This is a genomic window from Pseudophaeobacter arcticus DSM 23566, from assembly GCF_000473205.1.
In the GTDB taxonomy this organism is placed as follows: Bacteria; Pseudomonadota; Alphaproteobacteria; order Rhodobacterales; family Rhodobacteraceae; genus Pseudophaeobacter; species Pseudophaeobacter arcticus.
Window position 1 is genome coordinate 3,322,178 of the sequence record NZ_KI421507.1, and the last position, 25,610, is coordinate 3,347,787.

The 25,610-nt window shown below is 59.4% G+C and carries 22 protein-coding genes; 17 read left to right on the forward strand and 5 right to left on the reverse strand.

The features are described from left to right. Position 1 precedes the first annotated feature (1 nt). The 3 genes from ARCT_RS0120515 (at position 2) to ARCT_RS0120525 (ending at position 1,832) form a co-directional block, all read left to right on the forward strand. Positions 2-520, forward strand: a complete 519-nt coding sequence (locus ARCT_RS0120515) for a phage tail protein (protein WP_027241749.1) — start codon at positions 2-4, stop codon at positions 518-520. A gap of 11 nt (positions 521-531) precedes the next feature. Beyond that, positions 532-1,062 (forward strand): phage tail protein, encoded by a 531-nt coding sequence (locus tag ARCT_RS0120520; protein ID WP_027241750.1) that lies wholly within the window; start codon positions 532-534, stop codon positions 1,060-1,062. Positions 1,063-1,343: 281 nt separating this feature from the next. Next, the gene (locus tag ARCT_RS0120525) at positions 1,344-1,832 is read left to right on the forward strand and encodes a GNAT family N-acetyltransferase (RefSeq protein ID WP_240476352.1); all 489 of its coding nucleotides are present in this window, start codon (positions 1,344-1,346) and stop codon (positions 1,830-1,832) included. Here ARCT_RS0120525 and ARCT_RS0120530 read toward each other — a convergent pair. Beyond that, a complete protein-coding gene (locus ARCT_RS0120530; RefSeq protein ID WP_027241752.1) occupies positions 1,808-2,101 on the reverse strand; it encodes a DUF6916 family protein in 294 nt (97 codons plus the stop codon). The two genes, ARCT_RS0120525 and ARCT_RS0120530, sit on opposite strands and share 25 nt — an antisense overlap. A 235-nt stretch (positions 2,102-2,336) precedes the next feature. Here ARCT_RS0120530 and ARCT_RS0120540 point away from each other — a divergent pair, with 235 nt between their 5' ends. Continuing rightward, complete coding sequence (locus ARCT_RS0120540; RefSeq protein ID WP_027241753.1) at positions 2,337-3,893, forward strand: hypothetical protein; 1,557 nt, start codon at positions 2,337-2,339, stop codon at positions 3,891-3,893. Positions 3,894-4,188: 295 nt separating this feature from the next. After that, positions 4,189-6,405 carry a catalase/peroxidase HPI gene (gene katG / locus ARCT_RS0120545; RefSeq protein WP_027241754.1) on the forward strand — a complete coding sequence of 739 codons (2,217 nt, stop codon included), beginning with the start codon at positions 4,189-4,191 and terminating at the stop codon, positions 6,403-6,405. Positions 6,406-6,439: 34 nt separating this feature from the next. Here the strand turns inward: katG and ARCT_RS0120550 are convergent, their stop codons facing one another. Both ARCT_RS0120550 and ARCT_RS0120555 read right to left on the reverse strand, forming a co-directional pair. Continuing rightward, the gene (locus tag ARCT_RS0120550) at positions 6,440-7,768 is read right to left on the reverse strand and encodes an aspartate aminotransferase family protein (protein WP_027241755.1); all 1,329 of its coding nucleotides are present in this window, start codon (positions 7,766-7,768) and stop codon (positions 6,440-6,442) included. A gap of 3 nt (positions 7,769-7,771) precedes the next feature. Then, positions 7,772-8,560, reverse strand: coding sequence for a BKACE family enzyme (locus ARCT_RS0120555; protein WP_051360916.1), 789 nt, complete (start codon positions 8,558-8,560; stop codon positions 7,772-7,774). Positions 8,561-8,935: 375 nt separating this feature from the next. Here ARCT_RS0120555 and ARCT_RS0120560 point away from each other — a divergent pair, with 375 nt between their 5' ends. Further along, positions 8,936-10,333: an aminotransferase family protein gene (locus ARCT_RS0120560; protein WP_027241757.1), complete on the forward strand. Its 1,398-nt coding sequence runs from the start codon at positions 8,936-8,938 to the stop codon at positions 10,331-10,333. Between the two features lie 274 nt (positions 10,334-10,607). Beyond that, a complete protein-coding gene (locus ARCT_RS0120565; protein WP_027241758.1) occupies positions 10,608-11,192 on the forward strand; it encodes a GNAT family N-acetyltransferase in 585 nt (194 codons plus the stop codon). Positions 11,193-11,368: 176 nt separating this feature from the next. Here ARCT_RS0120565 and ARCT_RS0120570 read toward each other — a convergent pair whose 3' ends face one another. Together ARCT_RS0120570 and ARCT_RS0120575 are read right to left on the reverse strand one after the other, a co-directional pair. After that, the gene (locus tag ARCT_RS0120570) at positions 11,369-12,415 is read right to left on the reverse strand and encodes a permease (protein WP_027241759.1); all 1,047 of its coding nucleotides are present in this window, start codon (positions 12,413-12,415) and stop codon (positions 11,369-11,371) included. Beyond that, positions 12,408-12,722 carry an ArsR/SmtB family transcription factor gene (locus tag ARCT_RS0120575; RefSeq protein WP_027241760.1) on the reverse strand — a complete coding sequence of 105 codons (315 nt, stop codon included), beginning with the start codon at positions 12,720-12,722 and terminating at the stop codon, positions 12,408-12,410. Before ARCT_RS0120575 ends, ARCT_RS0120570 begins: the two co-directional genes overlap by 8 nt. A gap of 126 nt (positions 12,723-12,848) precedes the next feature. Between ARCT_RS0120575 and pdxR the strand changes: the two genes are divergently transcribed. The 10 genes from pdxR (at position 12,849) to ARCT_RS0120630 (ending at position 25,610) form a co-directional block, all read left to right on the forward strand. Then, positions 12,849-14,318 (forward strand): MocR-like pyridoxine biosynthesis transcription factor PdxR, encoded by a 1,470-nt coding sequence (gene pdxR / locus ARCT_RS0120580; RefSeq protein ID WP_027241761.1) that lies wholly within the window; start codon positions 12,849-12,851, stop codon positions 14,316-14,318. Positions 14,319-14,585: 267 nt separating this feature from the next. Then, positions 14,586-16,358 (forward strand): sulfoacetaldehyde acetyltransferase, encoded by a 1,773-nt coding sequence (xsc, locus tag ARCT_RS0120585; RefSeq protein ID WP_027241762.1) that lies wholly within the window; start codon positions 14,586-14,588, stop codon positions 16,356-16,358. A 5-nt stretch (positions 16,359-16,363) separates the two neighbouring features. Then, on the forward strand, positions 16,364-17,110 hold the full coding sequence (locus tag ARCT_RS0120590; protein ID WP_027241763.1) for a TSUP family transporter: 747 nt from the start codon (positions 16,364-16,366) through the stop codon (positions 17,108-17,110). Further along, complete coding sequence (locus tag ARCT_RS0120595; protein ID WP_027241764.1) at positions 17,107-18,261, forward strand: acetate/propionate family kinase; 1,155 nt, start codon at positions 17,107-17,109, stop codon at positions 18,259-18,261. The genes ARCT_RS0120590 and ARCT_RS0120595 overlap by 4 nt, the downstream gene beginning before the upstream one ends. A 163-nt stretch (positions 18,262-18,424) precedes the next feature. Continuing rightward, the gene (locus tag ARCT_RS0120600; RefSeq protein ID WP_027241765.1) at positions 18,425-19,447 is read left to right on the forward strand and encodes a YeiH family protein; all 1,023 of its coding nucleotides are present in this window, start codon (positions 18,425-18,427) and stop codon (positions 19,445-19,447) included. A gap of 36 nt (positions 19,448-19,483) precedes the next feature. Beyond that, entirely contained in the window at positions 19,484-22,324 is a 2,841-nt protein-coding gene (locus ARCT_RS0120605) for a molybdopterin oxidoreductase family protein (RefSeq protein WP_027241766.1), read from the forward strand. 105 nt (positions 22,325-22,429) lie between these two features. Further along, positions 22,430-23,260, forward strand: a complete 831-nt coding sequence (locus tag ARCT_RS0120615) for a 4Fe-4S dicluster domain-containing protein (RefSeq protein ID WP_027241767.1) — start codon at positions 22,430-22,432, stop codon at positions 23,258-23,260. Beyond that, positions 23,260-24,150 carry a dimethyl sulfoxide reductase anchor subunit family protein gene (locus ARCT_RS0120620; RefSeq protein WP_027241768.1) on the forward strand — a complete coding sequence of 297 codons (891 nt, stop codon included), beginning with the start codon at positions 23,260-23,262 and terminating at the stop codon, positions 24,148-24,150. The genes ARCT_RS0120615 and ARCT_RS0120620 overlap by 1 nt, the downstream gene beginning before the upstream one ends. Before the next feature lie 120 nt (positions 24,151-24,270). Beyond that, positions 24,271-24,732, forward strand: coding sequence for a carboxymuconolactone decarboxylase family protein (locus tag ARCT_RS0120625; RefSeq protein WP_027241769.1), 462 nt, complete (start codon positions 24,271-24,273; stop codon positions 24,730-24,732). After that, positions 24,729-25,610, forward strand: coding sequence for a sigma-70 family RNA polymerase sigma factor (locus tag ARCT_RS0120630; RefSeq protein ID WP_027241770.1), 882 nt, complete (start codon positions 24,729-24,731; stop codon positions 25,608-25,610). Before ARCT_RS0120625 ends, ARCT_RS0120630 begins: the two co-directional genes overlap by 4 nt.

The window sequence follows — 25,610 nt, forward strand, 5'->3', positions numbered from 1 at the left end:
AATGTCAGAGCCTTTTGTTGGCGAAATTCGTATGTTTGCAGGTAATTTCGCACCTCGCGGGTGGGCTTTTTGTGACGGGCAATTGCTCGCTGTTTCACAAAATGACGCCCTGTTCTCCCTTTTGGGAACGATCTATGGCGGAGATGGTCGCACCACATTTGGCCTGCCCGATGTACGTGGTCGTCTCCCAATTCACGCTGGGCATGGTCCTGGCCTCAGCGAGCGACGGCTTGGTTCCAAAGGCGGGGCGGAGAAAGAGACCTTAACGGTAAACCAATTGGCAAGCCACCCGCATAACTTTATCGCCACTACCCAGACGGCAACGAGCTCGTCCCCCGAAGGGCAGGTCCTTGCTGCGGATGTCGGCGTTGCCTATCTCGCCAATGAAACACAGGACACCAGTATGGCGAACGACATGGTTACCCATACGGGTGGGTCCCGCAGCCATACAAACCTTATGCCAGCAATTTGTATTCATTTTATAATTGCGCTCTTTGGCGTTTATCCAAGCCGTCATTAGGAGTTTGTCAGATGTCAGAACCTTTTATTGCAGAGATCCGCATTTTTGCCGGTAACTTTGCACCTCGCAGCTGGGCTTTTTGCAACGGCCAATTGCTTCCAATTTCACAAAATACAGCACTCTTCTCGCTTATTGGAACAACTTATGGCGGTGATGGGCGTACAACCACAGCGCTTCCCAATCTTGAAGGGCGCGCGCCGATGCACCCCGGTCGGGGTCCGGGCCTGACCTCCCGACGCCTAGGAGAAAAAACAGGGGTCGAAACGGTTACCCTGACAGAGGCACAGATACCGAACCATTCACACACAGCGCGTGCGCGCAGTGGTGCAGGGACTGCGGGTACGGCCCCTAACCCCTCGGCCTCGATTTCAAAAAACGGCTTCCTGGACCGGCTTTACAGTGTCAACCCGTCGGGGCTGACGGATATGGCCAGCCAGTCCGTCGAGAGTACAGGCGGAAATCAGGCACATAACAATATACAGCCCTTTTTGGTGATGAACTTCATCATCGCACTGCAGGGACTTTATCCCTCTCGCAGTTAATCTGCTGCCCAACTATGACTTTGTCACAACGGTGGGGCCACGTCGGCCCCGTCTTTCCTGTTAAAGTTTGCCCGTCAAAACTGGCCCTTCAGAACCGGGCTGTTAAAACCGGCCTGTCAGAACCGGGCTCTCAACACTGGTAGATTTCAAACCCGGGCCTGTTGCCAGACCTGCCCGGGCCGCCCCCTCGCAACAGCAAAGGCCTGTATATGACCCACCTGCCCCTGCTTCATCATGCAGCGCAACACCACATAGGTTTTCGACAGATCACTGACCAGGACATGGGATTTCTGTCGCGGCTCTATCGGTCGACACGTGAGGCAGAGCTGGCGCAGGTCAGCTGGGGCGAGGCTGAAAAGCAGGCCTTTTGCCAGATGCAGTTCGAGGCCCAGCACAGCCACTACCAAAAGCATTATCCAGATGCGCTATGGCTGATGATCGAGCAAAAGGGCAGCCCAATTGGACGTCTTTACCTTGAGCGTTGGCCCAAAGAGCATCGGATTATCGACATTGCGCTGATGCCAGGGGCACGTGGCCAGGGAATCGGCGCTGCCTTGTTACAGGATTTGCAAACAGATGCGGCCGCCGATGGATCACGCGGCATTGGCATCCATGTCGAAAAAGCCAACCCAGCGATGGCGCTCTATCATCGGCTTGGCTTTGTCACAATCGAGGAAAAAGGCGTCTATGATCTATTGTTCTGGACGCCACCTGCTGGTGGTGATGTGCCCGCCACAGCCGACGATCAGGTAAAGACCGCCTCATATTGAAACCCGGCCTCTTTTTGCGCCACAGGCACCAGAAACACGTCCTGATCCCCCGTTTTTGGATGGGACAGCCTGTGTATTTCTTGGGTCAAAATCGGTGACTGTGGACCTTGCCACAGCAGTGAGAAGGCCCCGCCGTCACGCTCACCCGCCCCGAGTTTGGTCACTTCGATCAATTTCAAGGTGACAGGCGCCTCTGTGGAAGTGACCACAAACTCCTGCTCCTGCAGTTCGGAAAATTGTTCGGCGGTCACAGTGGTCAAATCAAACATGTCTCTCACACTCTTCTGGGACGGATTAGCGTCACCTTGCCCCCAAAGAACTCTCTTTCCAAGTGCTTCCTTTCAAACAGCTCGCCCATAATCTGTATGATCTGCTGGTAAAATGCCGCACACAGGCCCATCATGGATGATCCGCCCTCCTCCTGACTGCAATATCACGCTGCCTTCACAGCCGGTTTTTACGATGTTTCAAAAACCACCAGATTTTTGAAACCGGGAGAGAAACATGGCTGAGCTGCACAGAGCTGAAACAAACCGCAAGACCACTTTTCCTGTGAATTTGGATCACACCCTTGAAAAGGCCTATCAGACCTTCGGCCATCGCTCCAATTTTCGCGGAGTGGACATTGGGTACCGCTGGCGGCGGGGACAACGGACCGAAGATATCTGTCTGCGCATGCATGTCCTGCGTAAACTGCCTCTAGACGCCCTGCTGCCCTCGCAGGTGCTGCCAACCCATGTGGATGGCGTCGCACTGGATGTCATCGAAGCCTCCTATCAGCCCTCACTGGAGCCTGGTGCCGCGCGGCGGGCCAGCACACGGCAGCCCTATACCATGGGTGGCCTGCCCTGCGGCAGATCCGGAGAAGGCGCAGGTACAATTGGCCTGGTGGTGATTGACAAAACCACCGGCAAACCCGGCATTCTGTCAAACTGGCATGTTCTGGCCGGACCATGGGCGCGCCACAATGATCCGATCATGCAACTGGCGGAGCGTGACGACGAATTTGACCCTCGCAATCACATAGCCAATCTGAAACGTTGGATGCTGGACCGCAGCGGCGATGCCGCTCTGGCTGAGCTGCTGCCAGACCAGCCCTGGCTACCGCTGCAGTTTGGCGGCTTTGAGAGCATCAGCCAGGTCAGATCCGCCAGTCTGGGTGAAATCCTGAACAAGACCTCGCGTGCCGCGAACAATGGCCAGGCGCGTGTCGATGGCAGAGGGTTGTATCGTCTGCAGTATAAAACACGGCAAGGCACGTTGGAATACCGCGATATTGAAGGGCTGAACCTAGTCTATGAAGGCGATATCCCTGTTTCAGACGGCAAGGTATCCTGCGCTGGCGACAGTGGAGCCGCCTGGATCTCCGCAGCCTCAGGCGATGCCGTCGCCTTACAAATTGGCAGGCAAAGCGCATCCCCCAATGGTGCAAGCCGCACCGGACAGGGCGTCATTGCCTGCGAGATGGGCCCAATCCTCAACAAGCTGGAGCTCCGGCTGGCCAGCTATGAGGATCTTTTAGCCCAAAATGGGCAGAGCGCGGTGCTTACCCATCGTCAAAAAACCTGCGCCGACCTGTCCTATCACAGTGATGAGGCACTGCCCTCCCCGCTTTGGCCGCATCCGCGACATTGGGCAGATGTCTCGCTCTCTCAGCCCCAGAATCTGCCCCGCCCAGATCGCACCGAAACAACCACTTCTGCCGCCCAGGTTGTCGCCATGGTGCGCATTTTACCAAACGATCACGTGCCAGTGTTGCCCCACCGCGAGCCCGCGTCGCCGCGCAGTGTGATTGGGCATGAAATCTGGCAAAACCGGCTATGCCCGGCCTTGCTGGACTACGACCCCAATTTCAGGGGTGTCTTGCCCGAAGAGACCCTGACGCAACGGATCTCAGCTGCAGATGAGCGCAATATCTACGCCTTCTTTTCTCGCCTTATCAATGGGTCAGCACGGTTTGACGGCATCGGTCTGCGACACGTTCTGGCCTCTGATTTTAGGGGTGCAACTACATATATGCAGATCTGCGAACGCATCGACACCCTGCGTCCGCAGCCCTGATTTCCCCACTAAAGAACCGCCAGTTTTTCCATCCCGGGCTATCGTACAAAAGGGGAGCGATCGCCCCTCGATCGAGGCCGCGCTGCCCTTTTCTTTCATGCAGGCCTCGGATCACTACAGGTGGATCCTGGCTGGAATTCAATGATAATCTCTCCCTATCGCAATAATACAAAAGTTCAATTTCTCTTTATGGCAATACCTTGTTACCCTGTCCTCATACCTTCAGAGGAGCAGGCAGAATCTGCCTCCTCGCTCTTTTGCACGCCCACAAAAGCAAGCCAGATCGGAGATCAAAATGGACGGAAACGACGCCCCCAAAACAGGTGGATGCCCGGTAATGCACGGTGGCGCCCAAAGCGCCTCAACCGGTGTTAGGTCAAACAAGGACTGGTGGCCCAACCAGCTTAACCTGAAAATTCTGCATCAGAACTCAGAAAAATCCGACCCGATGGCAGCCGATTTTGACTATGCAGAAGCCTTCAAATCGCTGGACCTTAAGGCTCTGAAACGGGATCTCGTGGCGCTGATGACCGACAGTCAGGACTGGTGGCCTGCCGATTATGGCCATTATGGCGGCTTGTTCATCCGCATGGCCTGGCACAGCGCGGGCACCTATCGCACCGCGGATGGGCGCGGTGGCAGCGGCACTGGGCAGCAGCGGTTTGCACCGCTCAACAGCTGGCCCGACAATGGCAACCTCGACAAGGCGCGCCGTCTGCTGTGGCCAATCAAGCAGAAATACGGCAACCAGATCAGCTGGGCGGACCTGATGATCCTGGCGGGCAATTGCGCCATTGAAAGCATGGGCGGCAAGACCTTTGGCTTTGCCGGTGGCCGTGCCGATGTCTGGGAACCAGAAGAGGACGTCTATTGGGGCCGCGAGGACGAATGGCTGGCTGACAGTTCCACACCGAACAGCCGCTATTCCGGCGAGCGCGATCTCGAAAACCCACTGGCTGCGGTGCAGATGGGCCTGATCTATGTGAACCCCGAAGGCCCCGATGGGCAGCCCGATGCCCTGGCCTCGGGACGGGACATCCGCGAGACCTTTGCCCGCATGTCGATGAACGACGAGGAAACCGTCGCGCTGGTGGCCGGCGGCCATACCTTTGGCAAGGCGCATGGTGCCGGGGATCCGGCTTTGGTTGGCCCCGAGCCGGAGGCCGCCCCGATTGAAACCATGGGCCTGGGTTGGATCAACAGCCATGGCAGCGGCAAAGGTGATGACACCACCACCAGTGGTATTGAAGGCGCCTGGACAGCCAACCCAACCCAATGGGACAACGGCTATTTTGACCTGCTGTTTGGCTATGACTGGAACCTGACCAAATCGCCCTCTGGCGCCTGGATCTGGGAGCCGGTCAATGTCCGCGAAGAGGACATGGCCCCGGCGGCCCATGACCCCAGCAAGAAGGTCAAGACCATGATGACCACTGCTGACATGGCGATGCGGATGGATCCGATCTACGGGCCAATCTCCAAACGCTTCCACGAGAACCCCGAAGAGCTGGCCGATGCCTTTGCCCGCGCCTGGTTCAAACTCACCCACCGCGATATGGGGCCACGGTCGCTGTACCTGGGGGATGACGTCCCGGCGGAAGAGCTGATCTGGCAGGACTGCGTGCCAGCCGTTGATCACGCGCTGGTCAATGACGCGGATGTCGCTGCGCTTAAAGCCGAAGTTCTGGCCTCTGGGCTCTCGGTTGCAGAGTTGGTTTCCACCGCCTGGGCCTCGGCCTCCACCTTCCGGGGCTCCGACAAACGCGGCGGCGCCAATGGCGCCCGTATCCAGCTGAGCCCGCAGAAAGACTGGCAGGTGAACCAGCCCGAGCAGCTGGCGCGCGTCCTCAGTACGCTTGAAACGGTCCGCGACACCTTCAACGCCACAGTGCGGGAGCGGCAGATCTCAATGGCGGATCTGATTGTTCTGGCTGGTTCAGCCGCTGTGGAACAGGCAGCACGTGCCGCCGGTCAGGAAGTTGAGGTCCCCTTTGCTCCGGGTCGCACCGATGCCACCCAAGAGCAGACTGATGTCGACAGCTTTGCCGTTCTGGAACCAGAGGCCGACGGCTTCCGCAACTACCAGAAGAAACAATATAGCATCTCCCCCGAAGAGATGTTGCTGGACAAGGCCCAGCTGTTGACCCTGACAGCGCCGGAAATGACGGTTCTGATCGGTGGCTTGCGGGTCTTGGGCGCGAACCACGGCGGATCTCCAATGGGTGTCTTCACCAGCACCCCTGGCAGCCTAAGCACCGACTTCTTTGTCAATCTGCTCGATATGGCGACCCAGTGGGCACCGCAGGAAGATGGCAGCTACGCCGGGACCGACCGTGCCAGCGGCGCCGCAAAATGGACCGCAAGCCGCGTTGATCTGGTCTTTGGCTCCAATTCGCAGCTGCGCGCCATCGCAGAGACCTACGCCCAGGACGACGCCAAGGCGCGGTTTGTGCAGGACTTTGCTGCGGCTTGGGTCAAGGTGATGAACGCAGATCGCTTTGATCTGACCTAACCCACCTCAAAATCCCGATCTAGGCCCCAAGGGCCTAGATCCCCTGCAAGGCGAGGGTGACAGCCTGATCCAGCTTGTCCACCACTTCGCCAATCTGGGATTCCGTCATGATAAAGGGCGGCGCCAGCAGGATGTGGTCCCCCAGACGTCCGTCGCGGGTTCCAGCCATCGGATAGCAGATCAACCCAGCCTCAAAGGCGGCGCTTTTTACCTTGGCGGCAAGGGTTTTGCCCGGATCAAAAGGCGCTTTTGTTGCGCGATCCGCCACCAATTCAACGCCGCGAAACAAGCCACGTCCGCGAATGTCCCCCACATGCGGATGGTCCGCAAACCGGTCAACCAATGCCGACTGCAACTGCGCGCCCCTGTCGCGGCAGGTTGAAATCAGATCCCGGTTGAGCATCTCCGTCACCACGGCAAGCCCGGCGGCGGTTGCGACCGGATGGCCAACATAGGTATGGCCATGTTGAAAAAACCCACTCCCCGCCGCAATAGCTGCATAGATGTCAGCGCTGCACAGCATCGCACCTATGGGCTGGTATCCCGCGCCCAAGCCTTTGGCGATACACAGGATATCAGGCGACACCCCATCCGCATCGCAGGCAAACATATGGCCAGTGCGGCCCATGCCACACATGACCTCATCCAGGATCAGCAAGACGCCGTATCTGTCGCAGATTTCGCGGATCCGTTTGAAATAGCCTGGCACCGCAGTCACCGCGCCAGACGTGGCTCCGACAACCGGTTCGGCGATAAATCCCATGACTGTTTCTGGACCCAGACGCAGGATTTCCGCCTCCAGCTCATTGGCGACCCGCTGCCCGTAGTCAAAGGTGCTCTCGCCCTCGGCCCGGTCGGCATATTCATAGCAGGGCGCGATATGCGACACCCCAATCAACAGCGGATCAAACTGCTGTCGCCGCCAGGCGTTGCCCCCGGCGGCCAAAGCCCCCAGAGTGTTGCCATGATAGCTTTGCCGCCGCGCAATCAGATGGCGACGCTCCGGTTCCCCGCGTTCAAGATGGTACTGGCGCGTCAACTTGATTGCCGCCTCTGTGGCCTCGGATCCGCCAGAGACAAAATAGACCCGATCCAGCCCCTCCGGGGCCTGCGCAATCAGCAGATCCGCCAGTGCCTCTGCCGGTTCTGACGTCATAAATCCGGTATGGGCAAAGGCTAGCTTTCCCACCTGTTCTTGCACCGCGCGGATCACCGCCGCGTCCGAGTGGCCCAGGCATGACACCGCCGCCCCGCCCGATCCGTCAAAGTAGCGCTTGCCAGTTGAATCAATCAGATAGCACCCCTCCCCCCCAACAGCAGTGGGCAGATTGGCCTTGGTATGACGTGGAAAAACATGGCTCATGATTCAATTCCTTTTCAGCTTATGTCCAGCTTCTGACGCGGCCTGAACCAGCGCCGCGACCGAAGTCGCATTGTCTTTCAGCATTGTCCCCGCCGGGGTTTCCAGGTTGTTCTCAAATCCAACGCGAACATTGCCGCCCGCCTGGATCGCCGCCAGCAGGCAGGCCCGCTCTTCTCGGCCAAAGGCACAGAGGCTCCAGTTGAGATCCAGCGCCCGAGCCGCCGCCACAAAATCTGTCAGCCCATCGGTCCGGGCCGGTGTCGCAGGTGCATATTGCCCGAGCACAAAGATCACATCCCGCATCGCCACAGGGACGACGCCAGCAGCATACCAGGATTTGAGCTGGGCAATGCAGCCCGGTGAATACAGGATATGCTGAACCTGGGTGCCCGCCTCGGCACAAAGCCCATAGGCGCGCATCGCGATCTCGGGCGCCCTTGCCATTTCCCGCACTGCGATCGAGGCCGCCGCAGGGCGCAGCGCTGCCAAACAGGCCAGCTGCGCCTCTGGCGTATAGATCCCGGCGCTTTCGGTGGTGATCTGAATCGCCATTTTGGGCGCCGCATCTGCCACAGCCGCCATGGCCGCGCGGTAGCGCCCTGGGTCCAGGGAATGTCCGCCCGCATCGTCGCGCACATGCAGGTGCAACGTGCTGGCCCCTGCCGCCTGACAGGCCGCTGCGGTTTGTGCCAGTTCCGGCAGCGTGATCGGCAGCTCTGGATGGTCGCATTTTTGTCGACGGGCGCCATTGGGCGCCACGGTCACCTGATAGTCTGCCACGTCTGACCTCATGCTTTGACTTCGCTAAAACACTGGGGACAAAACTGGCATGATCTCAAGCCCGGGATTTCAGAACATTTGTTTTTTCATCTCGACTTCACTTGGTTTTGAACCAGTTTATGGCCTCAGACCAATCAAGCGGAGATGTACAACCCTCAGATCCAGACCACACCACCTCCACACATCAGGGGAATTCTCTTTTTTACCAACTGGTTAAAAAATGAGTGTGCCGCGAACTGCCAGGCCCGTCTCAAAACTGGACGCAGAACACCCCACCATCTGGCCCTAGAGTATCCGGCAGTTTTGGCGTTTCGTCACAAAAGAACGACTCCGGCTGACAGGCAGCTGGCAGACACCCCCACTCTTACTTTTATGGAAGGACATGTCATGGACGGCACGTTCAACGAAAACGATCTCAGCCGGGTAGTTGCGGCTGACAAGGCCCATGTCTGGCACCACCTGATTCAGCATAAGCCCTTTGAAGAGAATGATCCCAGGATCATCGTCGAAGGCAAAGGCATGCGGGTCTGGGACCAGAACGGCAAAGAGTTCCTGGATGCGGTCTCCGGCGGTGTCTGGACCGTCAACGTCGGCTACGGTCGCGAGGAAATCTGCAAAGCTGTCTATAACCAGATGATGAAACTGTGCTATTTTGCCCAGTCAGCGGGCTCGATCCCCGGTGCGCTTTTTGCCGAGAAACTGATCGAAAAGATGCCGGGCATGAGCCGCGTCTACTACAATAACTCCGGCTCAGAGGCGAACGAGAAAGCCTTTAAGATGGTGCGCCAGATCGCCCATAAAAAATACGGCGGCAAGAAAACCAAGATCCTGTACCGCGACCGTGATTACCACGGCTCCACCCTGGCAGCGATGTCCGCCGGTGGCCAGGATGAGCGCAACGCGCAATACGGCCCCTTTGCGCCTGACTTTATCCGCGTGCCCCACTGCATGGAATACCGCAAGCACGAGCTGGGTCTTGAGCATCTGTCGGGGCGTGAGTTCGGCATTGCAGCCGCCAATGCCATCGAAGAGGTGATCCTGCGCGAAGGTCCCGAAACCGTCGGCGCCCTGTGCCTTGAGCCAGTGACCGCGGGTGGCGGCGTGATTGAAGCCCCCGAAGGCTATTGGGAACGGGTACAGGAAATCTGCACCCAACATGACATTCTGCTGCACATCGACGAAGTTGTCTGTGGCGTGGGCCGCACCGGCACCTGGTTTGGCTATCAGCACTACGGCATCAAACCCGACTTCGTGACCATGGCCAAAGGCGTGGCCTCCGGCTATGCGGCGATCGCGGTGCTGGTCACCACCGAAGAGGTCTTTGACATGTTCAAGGATGACGCTTCGGATCCGCTGAACTATTTCCGCGACATCTCCACCTTTGGTGGCTGCACCGCCGGCCCTGCGGCGGCGCTGGAAAACATGCGCATCATCGAAGAAGAGGGCCTCTTGGACAACTGCACCGCCATGGGCGAGCGGATGATGAACAATCTGCTGGCGCTGAAAGAAAAGCACCCCGTGATTGGCGATGTACGCGGCAAGGGTCTGTTCCTTGGGGCCGAACTGGTCACTGATCGCGAAACCAAGGAGCCTGTGGACGAGAAGCTCGCCCAGCAGGTCGTGGCGGATTGTGGCGCCCAGGGCGTTCTGATTGGTGTCACCAACCGGTCTATTCCTGGCAAGAACAACACGCTGTGCTTCAGCCCGGCGCTGATTGTGACGGCAGAAGACGTCGACGCCATCACCGACGCGGTCGACAAGGCCCTGACCAAGGTCTTTGGCTAAAACGCCCAGTCCCCATTTACTATTGAAACGCTCCGGTTTTCCGGGGCGTTTTTCATGTCAGTCCCATGCATACGTATTTTGAAAAGACGCCAAACAGCCCCATGTTAGGATCAGGATGAGGCGCCCAGCGGCCAGAAAAGGCATCGGCAGGTAGCAGTCTGCCCCTTTGAGTCGAACCTTTTGGATTGCCCATTTTGAACAAAAGTGGACCTTTCAAACTGTCCACGCTGCCGACAGTCTGGTCCAAACCCTACTACAATCCAGGAGCCAAACCATGTGGGCCAAACCTGTCACTCTCTCCGGCCAGCAGGTCACGCTTGCGCCGCTCTGCCAATCCCATGCCGATGATCTGGCTGAGGCCAGCGCCGATGGTAACCTTTCTGCGCTTTGGTACACAATGATACCGGCTCCGGCGGATGTCCCCGCCGAAATTGACCGGCGATTGGCGCTGCAACAGGCCGGCAGCATGGTGGCCTTTGCCATCCTGGATGCCTCCGGCCGGGCTGTCGGCATGACCACCTATATGAATATCGACCAGATCAATCAGCGGCTTGAAATCGGCTCCACCTGGTATCGCAAATCGGTACAGCGCTCGGGGTTGAACACCGAATGCAAACTGCTGATGCTGCGCCACGCCTTTGAGGATCTTGATGCCATCGCGGTGGAGTTCCGAACCCATGTGATCAACCACCAAAGCCGCCGTGCAATTGAACGTCTCGGGGCGAAACTCGATGGTATCTTACGGGCCCATATGCGGATGGGTAACGGCAGTCTCCGCGACACGGCAGTCTATTCGATCATCGCACCGGAATGGCCAACCATTCAGGCCCATCTGAACCATCTTATGACCCGGTATTGATCGGCGCGGCGGATCAAGGGGGCCACCTCAGCCACTTTATCCAGCTGTTCTCCCCTGCGAAAGCTATGTCCCAAACGCCACAGCGCCGCGCATCAGCGCGGCGCTGGGCCCAACGGGAGGCAGGCATTCTTTGAATGACAACACCGGGCGGGAGCCCCACCCGAAGCCCTTGCCGATCAGATCAGCTGGAACAGGATCCCCGCGACAATGGCGCCACTGACACCAAGCCCCAGATAGGTGGCAAAGACCTTTGGTTTGACCAGGGACCAGACCGCCGCCATCGCCGGGATCGAGCTCACAGCCCCGGCCACCATAAAGGACATCGCGGCACCGGCGCTCATGCCCTGCCCCATCAGCCCTGCCAACAGGGGCGGCGCCACATAGGAGTTGAGATAGGCCGGCATCCCCACCAGTGCCGCGAGGATAATCGGCACCACGCCGTCGCCACCAACCAGACCTGCGATCAGATCAGCGGGAACGTAATGCACCAGAATTGCCTCCAGCACATAGGCCAGCGCCAGCCACTTCAGCAGGAACAAACCATTGCTGACAAACTCGGCGCGGAATTTCAGGCGACGTGCCGCATCTTGCCAGAATTTCCAGTGTGGCGTGTCATCCAGCTTTGGAGCAGAAGAACAGCAGCTGGAACAGCTCGGTGCCTGTTTCAACGGATCGGCAAAGGCCCCCTGTCCCATCAGAGCTTTGACAAAGAAGCCGCCAAACAGCCCCAGGGCCACAGCAATCACGGCTTTGCCAATGGCAAAGTCCCAGCCCAGCGCGCCTGCGGTAATCAGCAGGGTTGGTGGGTCGATCAGGGGCGAGGCCAGCCAGAAGGCCATCACCGCAGAAAGCGGCGCGCCCAGCGCCAGAAGCCCCGCAATAAAGGGGATCACCTCACATGAGCAGAACGGCGCCAAGCCGCCAAAGACCGCCGCCAGAAAGATCATCCGCACCTCACGCCCAACAAAGGCGCGCGCCACCATCGCCTCGGCCCCGGTGGCCTTGAGATAGGCCAAAAGCAGAACCGCAAACAGGATGTATCGCCCGGTATGCGCCAAAGCCGCAGCAGCAAAGCCAATCACAGCCTGAAAATTACCCGGATCCAGAACCGCCACGGCAACCAGGATAAGAACACTCAGAGTCCAGGGCGTTTTCAGCCATTCAAGCGATAGTCCAACTGGCTTGGTGGCTGGTTTGGAAGAGTTTTGCGAAAGATCAGCCATCATTTGCCGCCTTGTTCTGGAGAAGATCAGCGCAGCACTCGCTCAGGATAAAGCCCGCCAGTTTTTCCAATTGTTCAAAATTTGCCCGGTTCAGGGTGCTTCGGCCGGCCCGCGCCTGATCAACGAGGCCAGCGCCGGTCAGAAATTTCAAATGATGCGCCAGGGTCGAGGGGGCAATGCCCGTTCGCTCCTGAATTTCACCAACTGTCAGGCCCTCGCGGCCTGCCCGGATAAGGCTGCGCAGCACCTGAAGACGCGATTCAGAGCCCATTGCAGCAAATCCCTGCGCTGCTTCTTCCCACAACATGTTGAACCTCCTTTGATTCGATACAACTAGTTTTATGGTTTTAATTTCCAAAAGCAACCCATGAATCGTCTTCCTGGCAGTAAGTCCAGATTGCGCCTGCGTTATGTCCACCCTAAGGTGCCCCTCATGGCTATATCCGTTGACACATTTTTCCTGAATTCAGACGCCCAGGGCACCCTGCAGGCGCAGATCCAGGAAATGATCGCCGAGGGCATTCTCTCGGGGCGTTTTCGCGTAGGTGAAAAACTGCCGTCCTCGCGAAAACTGGCGCTGCATCTGGGCATTAGCCGCATCACCGTCACGCTGGCCTATACCGAGCTGTTGGCAAATGATTACCTGACTTCGCGCGGGCGGTCCGGGTATTTTGTGTCGGAAAACGCGCCTGTCCCGCCCAGCTACACCCCACCTGTGCAATCCAGTGAAGCGGTGGACTGGGACCATGTTCTGGTGCGCAAATTCACCGGCGGTGACACCCCGCGCAAAGCCCGCGACTGGCGCAGTTATCGCTACCCCTTTATCTATGGTCAGGCCGATCCCTCGCTGTTTGACCATGCCAACTGGCGGCTTTGCTCGCTGCGCGCCCTGGGCCAAAAAGACTTTGCGGCGCTGACAGACGACTATTTCGACCAGGACGACCCCCTGTTGATCGAATACATCGCCCGCCATACCCTGCCCCGTCGTGGCGTCATTGCACGGCCCGAACAGATCCTGATCACCCTTGGCGCTCAAAACGCCCTCTGGCTGGCCGGCCAGCTTTTGTTGAACCGCAAAAGCAAGGCCACCATCGAAGATCCGACCTACTATACCCTGCGCGACCAGTTGCATCATGTGGGCTGTCAGGTCGATTGCATCCCTGTGGATCAAGACGGTCTGCCACCACAGGAAATATCTGAAGATACGGATGTGATCTTTTGCACCCCAAGTCATCAAAGCCCAACCACGGCAACCATGCCCATGGCCCGGCGCCGTGAATTGCTGCGCCGCGCCCATGACATTGATGCGGTCATTGTCGAAGATGACTATGAATTTGAGATGTCCTTTATGGGGGCGCCCTCTCCGGCCCTGAAGTCGCTCGATTCCGATGGCCGGGTGATCTATGTCGGCAGTTTCTCCAAATCCCTGTTCCCCGGATTGCGACTGGGCTACATCGTCGGTTCCGAGCCCTTTATTCGCCAGGCCCGCGCCCTGCGCGCCAATGTCCTGCGCCACCCCCCGGGCCATGTGCAACGCACGGTCGCCTATTTCCTGTCTCTGGGGCACTATGATGCCCAGATCCGGCGCACCGCAAAGGTTCTGCAGGATCGCCGCCAGGTGATCGAAGAAGCCATCACCGAACATGGGCTGACAGTGTCGGGCGAGGGCGTCTATGGGGGCTCATCCTTGTGGATGCAGGCGCCCGATGGCATCGACATGGCTCAGATTGCTGAGCAGTTGAAACCTGACAGCGTCATTGTTGAGCCCGGTGCCCCGTTCTTTTCGGCGCAGAATCGCCAGCACAACTACTTTCGGCTTGGGTATTCCTCAATTTCAGCCAACCGCATCGCTCCCGGCTTGGCCCTTTTGGCCCAGGCGCTGAAACAAGCGGGATCGGGGTAGCCAGCCCTGGCCGGGGGCCTGATCCAGACCAGCAGAGACAGCGATTAATGAGATTTTTCATCTCATTAATTTTACAATCAAAGCCATGGGTTCCCGCGTGACCCTTTGAAGCAATTGAAAGAATTCCACTTTGCTGGGGAGGCTTCTGGTTTTGGCTCTATCCGCGTTTGGAACTGGCCCTAACTGCGCGGGCATAGTCTGCCTAAACCGGTGGTAATCCCCGGTAACTGACCGGGGCTCTATGCGTCTCACTTAGGAGCACCCGCCATGAAAATGACCACCGAGGAAGCCTTTGTAAAAACCTTGCAAATGCACGGCATCCAGCATGCATTTGGGATTATTGGCTCGGCGATGATGCCGATTTCCGATATCTTCCCCAAAGCAGGCATCACCTTTTGGGACTGCGCCCATGAGGGTTCTGGCGGCATGATGGCAGATGGCTACACCCGCGCGACTGGCAAAATGTCGATGATGATCGCCCAGAACGGCCCCGGCATTACCAATTTTGTCACCGCCGTCAAAACCGCTTACTGGAACCACACGCCGCTGCTGCTGGTCACACCGCAGGCCGCCAACAAGACCATCGGTCAGGGCGGTTTCCAGGAGATGGAGCAGATGCGCATGTTTTCCGACTGCGTCTGCTACCAGGAAGAGGTCCGTGATCCCTCCCGCGTGGCCGAAGTTCTCAGCCGGGTGATCATGCAGGCCAAGCGATGCTCGGCCCCGGCACAGCTGAACATCCCGCGCGACATGTGGACCCAGATCGTCGACATTGAGCTGCCCCAAATTGTAGAATTTGAACGCCCCGGCGGCGGTGAAGCCTCGCTGCAAGAAGCCGCCAACCTGCTGTCCAGTGCCAAGTTCCCCGTTATTCTGAACGGTGCCGGCGTGGTTCTGGCCGGAGGCATTGACGCCTCTAAAGAGCTGGCTGAGCGTCTGGGCGCCCCTGTCTGTGTTGGCTATCAGCACAATGACGCCTTCCCCGGTTCGCACCCGCTGTTTGCCGGACCGCTGGGCTATAACGGCTCCAAGGCCGGCATGGAGCTCATCGCCAAGGCGGATGTTGTGCTGGCCCTTGGCTCGCGCCTGAACCCGTTCTCGACCCTGCCCGGTTATGGCATCGACTACTGGCCTACCGAGGCGAAGATCATCCAGGTCGACATCAACCCCGACCGCATCGGCCTGACCAAAAAGGTCACAGTTGGCATCGTGGGCGACGCCAAAAAGGTTGCCACCTCGATCCTCGAAAAGCTGTCTGACACCGCTGGTGACGACGGTCGTGATGATCGCATGACCTTGATCTCCACCGCAAAATCCACCTGGGCGCAGCAGCTCAGCTCGATGGATCACGAGGACGACGATCCCGGCACCACCTGGAACGAACGCGCCCGCGCCGATAAACCAGAATGGATGAGCCCACGCATGGCCTGGCGTGCAATCCAGTCTGCGCTGCCAAAAGAGGCGATCATCTCGTCTGATATTGGCAACAACTGCGCCATCGGCAACGCCTACCCCTCCTTTGATGCCAGCCGCAAATATCTGGCGCCCGGCCTGTTTGGCCCCTGTGGGTATGGCCTGCCAGCGGTTGTTGGTGCCAAGATCGGCTGCCCTGATGTACCGGTTGTCGGCTTTTCCGGTGATGGCGCCTTTGGCATTGCCGTGACCGAGCTCACCGCCATTGGCCGCAGCGAGTGGCCCGCCGTGACGCAGGTGGTGTTCCGCAACTACCAGTGGGGCGCGGAAAAGCGCAACTCGACCCTGTGGTTCGACGACAACTTTGTCGGCACCGAGCTGGACCAGCAGGTCTCTTACGCAGGTATCGCCACAGCCTGTGGCCTGAAAGGCGTCATTGCCCGCACCATGGATGAGCTGACAGCCGCCCTATCGCAAGCCGTCGAAGACCAGAAAAACGGTATCACCACCCTTATCGAGGCGATGATCAACCAGGAACTGGGTGAACCCTTCCGCCGCGACGCGATGAAAAAGCCTGTCGAGGTTGCAGGTATCGACGCCGCAGACATGCGCGAACAGCAGGTCTGATCCGGATGGAGCTGCCCTTTGATCTGACGGCAGGCCAAGGGGCATATCTGGCCGCTGCATTATTTGCAGCGGCCTATATCCGCGGCTACTCTGGCTTTGGGTTTTCCGCGATCTTTATTATTCTGGCCGCCCTGACCACCAATCCGCTGCCACTGATCCCGGTGATTTTTGCCTGTGAAATTACCATGACCCTGTTTCAGGCCCGGGGCATTCGCGCCCATGTGGACTGGTCCCGTGTGCGTCCCTTGCTGATTGGGGCTGCCATCGCCACCATTCCATCCGTGACCGTCATGGCCCATCTCGGTGAAAATCAGGCGCGACTGGCTATCTCAGCCGTTATTTTGATGCTGAGCCTGATCCTGCTGAGCGGCTGGCAGCTGCGTCGCCAGATTGGCTTTGGTGGCAATCTCTCGGTTGGTTTTTTGTCCGGCATGGTCAATAGCGCCGGTGTTGGTGGCCTGCCTGCGGCGGCCTTCCTGACCGCGCAACCGCTGGCCCCGGCGGTGTTTCGCGCCACCATGATTGTCTTTCTCACTGGCATTGACCTGATGGCCCTGCCGGTGATGCATGCCAATGGTCTGACTGGCGGCGAGACCCTCATTGGTGTGCTGCTGGCCTTTCCCATTCTGGGGCTTGGCATCTGGGCCGGGGGACTGCGGTTTTCCTCTGCCTCACAGGCGCAGTTTCGCCGGGTGATCGTCATTCTGCTGACCCTGTTTTCCGTTCTCAACATCCTGAAGGTGGTGCTATGAGCGATCCTACAGATATCCTGGTGCTGAATACCGGGTCTTCATCTGTAAAATTCGCGGTCTTTGACGCCCAGCTGCACGAACGGATAAGCGGTGTCGCCGATGGCATTGGCGGCAGTGGAATCCTGCGCATCGGCGCACACAAGGAAGTGCTGGCTCTGCCTGATCACAGGCAGGCCCTCATGGCGGTTCTGGACCGGCTCACCCAGCGAGGCACGGGCCCGGACAGCCTGCGCGCGGTGGCGCATCGGGTGGTCCATGGTGGCACGAGCCTTACCATGCCCACGCGTATCACCCCAACCGTGCGCGCCGCGATCCAGGCATGTGTGCCGCTGGCACCGCTGCACAACCCGCACGCGCTGTTGGCGATTGATGCCCTGGACCACCTGGCACCGGATCTGCCGCAATACGCCAGTTTTGACACCGCCTTTCACGCCACCACCCCCGAAGTCGCCAGCCGCTACGCCCTGCCGCCTCAGGCTGAGGCTCTGGGTCTGCGCCGCTACGGGTTTCACGGGCTGTCCTACGCCTCAGTCTGCCGCCGGTTGCCAGAGATTTCGGCCGCGCCGCTTCCCGCCAGGCTGCTGGCGCTCCACCTCGGCAACGGCGCCTCTATCTGCGCCATCAAGAACGGCCAGTCCGTGGGCACAACCATGGGGTATTCCCCGCTGGAAGGGCTGACCATGGGCACCCGTGTCGGCACCCTGGACCCCAATGCCACACTCAGGCTGGCAGAAGAAATTGGCCTGCGCGAGACCAAGGAGATGTTGAACACCCAGTCCGGTCTTGCAGGTCTGTCTGGCGGCTTGTCCGACATGCGGGCGCTGGAACAGGCGGGCACGCCTGAGGCGCAGTTTGCAATTGAACATTTCTGCTACTGGGCCATTCGCCACGGGCACAGTCTGATCGGCGCCATGGGGGGCTGCGATGCCATCGCCTTTACCGGCGGCATTGGCGAGAACGCCCGCAATATTCGCGCCCGTATCCTTGATGGCTTTGCCTGGCTTGGCTGCAGCATCGACCCAGAGAAAAACGCCCAAAACGCCCCCTGCCTGACCACATCCACAGCAACGCCCACGGCCTGGATCGTTCCGACAGAGGAAGAACGCCAGATCGCCCTGGATGCCGACACCCTGATCGGAGCGGCCACATGAGCGTGACAGCACAGTCCCTTTTCTTTTCAAAACGTCACAACACCTGTGCCCCTTTCGGCAGGCAAAAGAAGCTGTCTCTCACTGCCGGGTATCCGTTGCGAAGGTCATATAGCCCAGGCCTGCGCCCCCCCGTTCTGAAAGCTCTGCTGTGACCAGCGCGATCCTGCCCAGCCGGACAAGGCAGAAGGTCCAGACCCTGCGCGCCAGCAGCAAAAAGCTGTTTCCTGGCGTTGCGGTGGCGCTGATTGTCGCCGTCACCGCGCAGTTTCTGGCAGACCATTACGCCACCCCGGCGATGCTGCTGGCATTGCTTTTAGGCATCGCCGTGAGCTTCCTGGGCGAAGAAGGCAAAACAGTTCCCGGCGTCGCCTTTTCGGCGCGGTCGCTGCTGCGTCTGGGCATTGCCTTGTTGGGCGTGCGGGTCTCGATGGGGTTGATGATGGCCCTGGGGTGGGATCTCATCGCGCTGGTTGTGGGCGGTGTGATTGCCACCATTGGTTTTGGCCTGCTGGTGGCACGGTTCTTTGGCCATGGCTGGCGCTTTGCCCTGCTCACCGCCGGGTCCGTGGCGATCTGTGGCGCCTCCGCCGCCATGGCGATCAGTGCGATCCTGCCCCGCGACGAGCGTTCCGAGGAGCGACTGATCTTTACCGTGATGGGCGTCACCGTGCTGTCGACCATTGCCATGATCGCCTATCCTGTCTTGGTGAATTTCCTCGCGTTGAACCCGGTCCAGGCCGGCGTGTTTCTGGGCGGGACCATTCATGATGTCGCTCAGGTGGTCGGCGCGGGCTTTTCGATCTCGGAGCAGACCGGCGATACAGCCACTCTGGTAAAGCTGATGCGCGTCGCCATGCTGGCCCCGATTGTATTGATGGCCTCGCTGATGATCCGCTCCTTTGCCGAGCTGCCCAAAGATGGCCCCCGTCCGCCGCTGTTGCCTGGCTTTGTGGTTGCTTTTCTATTGCTCGCCGGGCTCAATTCCTTTGGGCTGATCCCAGCTATTGTCAGCGATTTTCTCAGCCAGTGGTCACGCTGGCTGCTGCTCACCGCCATTGCTGCTGTGGGCATGAAGACCAATCTAAAACAGGTACTGGCCGTTGGAGGCGCGGCCATCGCCTTAATCATCCTAGAAACAGCGTTCATTGCCGGGCTCATCCTGGCAGGGATCACGGTCCTGACCTGAATTCCGGTTTGAACAGACAAAGATAAGGGAGGCCAGATGACGTTCCAGCAACCCCGGGTGGAGACATCCCCCAAGGTATCAGACGAGATCCGCCAGACCACCTGCTACATGTGTGCATGCCGCTGTGGCATCAACGTACATATGAAGACCAATGAGGACGGCAAGAAAGAGGTCGCCTATATCGAAGGCAACCGCGATCACCCGGTCAACAAGGGCGTGCTCTGCGCCAAGGGCTCTGCCGGCATCATGCAGGTCAATGCGCCTTCACGGCTCAAGGCGCCGCTGAAACGCGTTGGCCCCCGTGGGTCTGGCGAGTTTGAGGAAATCTCCTGGGACGAGGCGCTGGAAATCGCCGCTGGCTGGCTGGAACCAATCCGCCAAGATGATCCCTCCAAGCTGGCCTTTTTTACTGGCCGGGATCAGTCGCAGTCTTTCACCGGCTTCTGGGCGCAGAACTTTGGCACCTGCAACTACGCGGCGCATGGCGGCTTTTGCTCGGTCAATATGGCGACGGCCGGCATCTATACCATGGGCGGCGCCTTTTGGGAGTTCGGCCAGCCCGACTGGGACCACACCAAATTGTTCATGCTGTTTGGCGTGGCAGAAGATCACGACAGCAACCCGATCAAAATGGGCCTCGGCAAGATCAAGGCCCGCGGCGCGCGGGTGATCGGCGTCAATCCAATCCGCTCAGGCTATAACGCCATCGCAGATGACTGGGTTGGCATCACCCCCGGCACCGACGGGCTGTTCATTCTGGCGCTGGTGCATGAGCTGATGAAGGCCGGCAAGATCGATCTCGATTACCTCAGCCGCTACACCAATGCGCCGGTGCTGGTGAACCAGGACCCCAATTCACCAGACAAGGGCCTGTTCCTGCGCGACGACCACGGCACCCCGCTGGTGATCAACCGCAAGTCCGGCAAACTGGCCCCTTTTGACATGCACGGCGTGCGCCCCGACCTGGGCGGCAGTTTCAAGATGGGTGATGTCACCCATGTCTCGGTCTTCCAACTGATGGCCCAGCGTTACCTGAAAGACAAATACGCCCCCGAAGCCGTGGCCGAGCGCTGCGGCATCCCGGCCAAACGCATCCGTGCCATCGCCGCCGAACTGGCCCGCGTCGCCTTTGACGAAGCCTTTGAACTGGACCAGGAATGGACAGATTTTCGCGGCGAAAAACACGACAAAATGATCGGCCGCCCCGTGGCCATGCACGCCATGCGCGGTGTCTCAGCCCATGCCAACGGCTTTCAGACCTGCCGCGCCCTGCATGTCTTGCAGATCCTGCTTGGCACGGTCGAGGCCCCCGGTGGTTTCCGCTTCAAACCGCGCTATCCCAAACCGGTAGAGGCCCACCCAGCCCCCCATTGTCGTGTCACCCCCAACAAACCGCTGGATGGCCCGCACCTGGGCTTTGTGCATGGCCCCGAGCATCTGGCGCTGAAAAGTGATGGCAGCCCGGCGCGCATCGATAAGGCCTTCACCTGGGAAAACCCGATGTCCAGCCACGGGCTGATGCATATGGTGATCTCCAACGCCCATGCAGGCGACCCCTACAAGATCGACACATTGTTCATGTATATGGCCAATATGTCGTGGAACTCCTCGATGAACACTGGCGGCGTGATCGAGATGCTGACAGACAAGGACGCCGACGGCGACTACAAGATCCCCCGCATTATCTATTCCGATGCCTATTCTTCGGAAATGGTGGCCTATGCCGATCTGATCCTGCCCGATACCACCTATCTTGAACGCTATGACTGTATTTCCATGCTGGACCGCCCGATCTGCGAAGCCGACGGCGCCGCCGACGCGATCCGCTGGCCAGTGATCGAACCCGACCGGGATGTACGGGGGTTTCAGACCGTTTTGGTGCAATTGGCCAACAAAATGAAACTGCCCGGCTTTACCCATGAGGACGGCAGCGCCAAATGGCAGGACTACGCCGACTATATCATCAACCACGAGCGTAAACCCGGCATCGGCCCGCTGGCAGGTTTTCGAGGCCCCGATGGCGACAAATCCGGACGCGGTGCGCCAAACCCGCAGCAGCTGGACAAATATATCAAAAACGGCGGCTTCTTTGTCGAACATATCCCCACCGAGGCCAGCTACTTCAAGCCCTGGAACATGGCCTATCAGGACTGGGCGGTGGGAATGGGCCTCTATGACAGCCCGCAGCCCTATCTGTTTCAACTCTATGTGGAGCCGATGCGCAAATTCCAGCTGGCCGCCGAAGGCCACGGTGAACGCCAGCCCCCGGAACACCTGCGTCAGCGCATCAAAGACACCATGGACCCGCTGCCGATCTGGTATCAGACCGACCAGCAGGGCAACGAGGGTTTCACCGTCAACGCTCTGACCCAACGCCCCATGGCGATGTACCACTCCTGGGGCAGTCAAAACGCCTGGCTCCGCCAGCTGCATGGACACAACCCGCTCTATATGCCGACAAAACTGATGCGGCAGCACGATTTGGCGGATGGCGACTGGGCCCGCATCTCCTCTCCCCATGGTGAAATCACTGTGCCGGTGATGGAAATGGCCGCGCTCAATGACAACACGGTCTGGACCTGGAACGCCATCGGCAAACGCAAAGGCACCTGGGGTCTGCAGGAAGACGCCCCCGAGGCGACCAAGGGTTTCCTGCTAAATCATCTGATCCACGAGCTCATGCCCGCCAAAGGCGACGGGCTGCGCTGGGCCAACAGCGACCCTATTACCGGTCAGGCCGCTTGGTTCGACCTCAAGGTGAAAATCGAAAAAGCCGGCGCGCCACAGGATTTCACCGAAAGCCAGCCGACACTGGCGTCGATCAAGTCTCCTGTCGGCACCGGCCCCAAAAATCTGGCCTGGAAGGTGGGAAAATGACCAAGCTCTTTCTCTGGCTCCCCGCCGCTTCATTTGGCCCCAAATATCCCGGGGTCCGGGGCAGCGCCCCGGTCCGTCCCAGCCCAAAACCGGAGGCCTGTTCTGATGACTGAACTCCCGACCACGACCAGCCGCAAGATGGGCCTGGTCATCGACCTGGATACCTGCGTTGGCTGCCATGCCTGTGTGATCTCCTGTAAAGGCTGGAACACCGAAAACTATGGCGCGCCGCTGTCAGATCAGGATGCCTATGGCGCCGCACCTGTCGGCACCTTCCTCAACCGGGTTCACAGTTTCGAGGTGCAGCCCGCTGCCACAGCGGCGCAGCCCGCCCCGGCAGCGCAGCTGATCCATTTCCCCAAATCCTGCCTGCACTGCGAAGACGCCCCCTGCGTCACCGTCTGCCCCACCGGCGCCAGCTACAAACGGGTTGAGGACGGCATTGTACTGGTCAATGAAAGTGACTGCATCGGCTGTGGGCTTTGCGCCTGGTCCTGCCCCTATGGCGCCCGCGAGCTGGATCTGGCCGAAGGTGTGATGAAGAAATGCACCCTTTGCGTCGATCGGATTTACAATGAAAACCTGCCGGAAGTGGACCGTGTCCCCTCCTGTGTGCGCACCTGCCCTGCCGGGGCACGCCACTTTGGGGATCTTGGTGACCCAGACAGCGCGGTCAGCCAGTTGGTGGTTGAGCGCGGCGGCATGGATCTGATGCCCGAGATGGGCACCAAGCCGGTAAACAAATACCTGCCGCCGCGCCCCAAAGACAAACTGGAAGAGCAGATAGATATTCTGGCACCGCTGCTGGCGCCAGTCACTGAAACCCCCGGCGGCTTCCTTGGCTGGCTCGACAAGGCCCTCGACAAACTGCCCGGTGAATCATCCAGTCAGTCTTCTGGCCAGTCTCCAGACCAGTCTTCAGGAGGGATCGCCTGATGCATCCAGCACCATCCGTCATTCTCTTTACCACCCTCTCTGGGCTTGGCTTTGGACTGCTGGCCTTTCTCGGCCTCGGCTATCCAGGCGTCACTGGCTGGGTGGCCTTTGTCTTCTACGCCATTGCCTACGGGCTGGCAGTTGGCGGCTTGCTGGCCTCGACCTTCCACCTTGGCCACCCGGAACGCGCGCTCAAGGCCTTTAGCCAATGGCGCACAAGCTGGCTCAGCCGCGAAGGCATATGCGCCGTGGCGGCGCTGCTGGTGATGGGGCTCTATGCCATTGGTGCTGTCTTTTTTGAAAACCTCTGGCCTGTTCTGGGCATGATCGGCGCGGGGCTCAGCCTCGGCACGGTCTTTACCACCTCAATGATCTACACCCAGCTCAAGACCATTCCACGTTGGAACATGCCGCTGACTCCGGTGATGTTCCTCAGCTTTTCCCTAGCCGGAGGTGCCCTGCTGGCCGGGCAAGAGAGCCTCGCCACCTGGCTCTTGCTGGCGGCCGCAGCGGTACAGCTGGCCTACTGGTGGCAGGGCGACAAGGCCTTTGCCGCCTCCGGCACCACCATGGCCAGTGCCACCGGTCTGGGCGCCGAGGGGGCCACTGTGCGCGCCTTTGAGCCACCCCATACCGGCAGCAACTACCTGTTGCGGGAATTTGTGCATGTGGTGGGGCGCAGACACGCGCAAAAGCTGCGGGCCATAGCGTTGATCCTGGGCTTTGCCCTGCCTGTTCTGTTCCTGGTGCTGCCAGTGGACTCCAGCCTGGTCAAACATCTGCTGGCCGCCTTTGCTGTGCTGTCACATATGGCTGGGATTGCCGTCTCACGCTGGCTGTTCTTTGCCCAGGCGGAACATGTGGTGGGACTGTACTACGGCAAGCGCTGAGCCGCAAAAAACCGCCGCCACATAAAAAGCGCTCATCCGGGGCGCTTTTTTAGTCTGCCCGTGTCACAGCCCCCAGTGCTGCCTCGTCCTGTTTGCATGCCGTCAAAACAGGAGACACCCATGACAGCCCGTATCGACCAGTTCGCCGCCGCCCCCGACCTGATGAAATCCATGCTCGCGATGGAGGAAACAATTGTCGGCAGCGGGTTGGAACATAGCCTGATTGAGCTGGTGAAACTGCGCGCCTCGCAGATCAACCACTGCGCCTTTTGCATCCACATGCACACGCATGACGCCCGCGCCAACGGAGAAAGCGACACCCGAATGCATCTGCTGCACGCCTGGCAGGAGTCCTCGCTGTTCACCCCCCGCGAGCGCGCCGCCCTGGGCTGGACCGAATGCCTGACCGAAGTGGCAACCCGCGGCGCCCCAGACAGCGCCTATGCGGCCCTGGCCGCGCAGTTTGATCGCCGCGAACAAGTGGCCGTGACATTGTTGATCACCACGATCAATGCCTGGAACCGGCTTGCCATTGGTTTTGCCATGCCACATCCTGTCGATCAGGAGGCAGCTACCGCGTGACACATCAGGCAACTGATCCAGAAACAGAGGTGTTTCTACAGATGCGGCCGCGCTTGTTTGCGGCCGCCTATCGGATGCTGGGCAGTGTCAGCGATGCTGAAGACATCCTGCAAGAGGCCTATCTGCGCTGGCAGAGAGCCGACCGCTCACTGGTACAAGCGCCCGCTGGCTACCTGATACGGATCACCACCCGGCTGTGTCTGGATCAGATCAAATCCGCACGTGTGCGGCGCGAAACCTATCCCGGGGAATGGTTGCCCGAACCGGTGCTGACCGAGGACCCAACCGCGCTGCTGGATCAGGATGTCACCGTGGCCCTGCTGCTGGCGCTGGAACGGCTGTCACCGCTGGAGCGCGCAGCGTTTTTGCTGCATGATATCTTTGATGGCGCCTATGCCGATATAGCCGCAACATTGAATCGCTCTCCCGAGGCCTGCCGCCAACTGGCCGCGCGGGCGCGGCGTAAAGTACAGCAGCTATCGCCAAAGGCACCAGAACCAAGCCAACACGGCATGGTGCTTGCCGAGGCCTTTTTTCGGGCCTCCAAGACGGGCGACACCGCTGCATTAAGCCAACTTCTCGCTCAGGACGTCGTGCTGATCTCGGATGGCGGAGGCAAGGCTACCGCCGCGCTCAATCCGATCTACGGGGTGGACCGGGTGGCGCGGCTGCTGGACGGGGTGGCGCGCAAAGCCGGGCGCAGACTGCCGGCCAACTGGCGGCTTTGTCGGCTCAACAGATTGCCAGCCGTGTTGTCCCGGGCAGAGGACGGAGTGCTTGAAACGGCGGCGATTGAAATCCAGGACGGCCGGATCACGCGCATCTATGTGACCCGCAACCCAGACAAGACCCGGCATCTGGAGATGGCATTGGTCTAA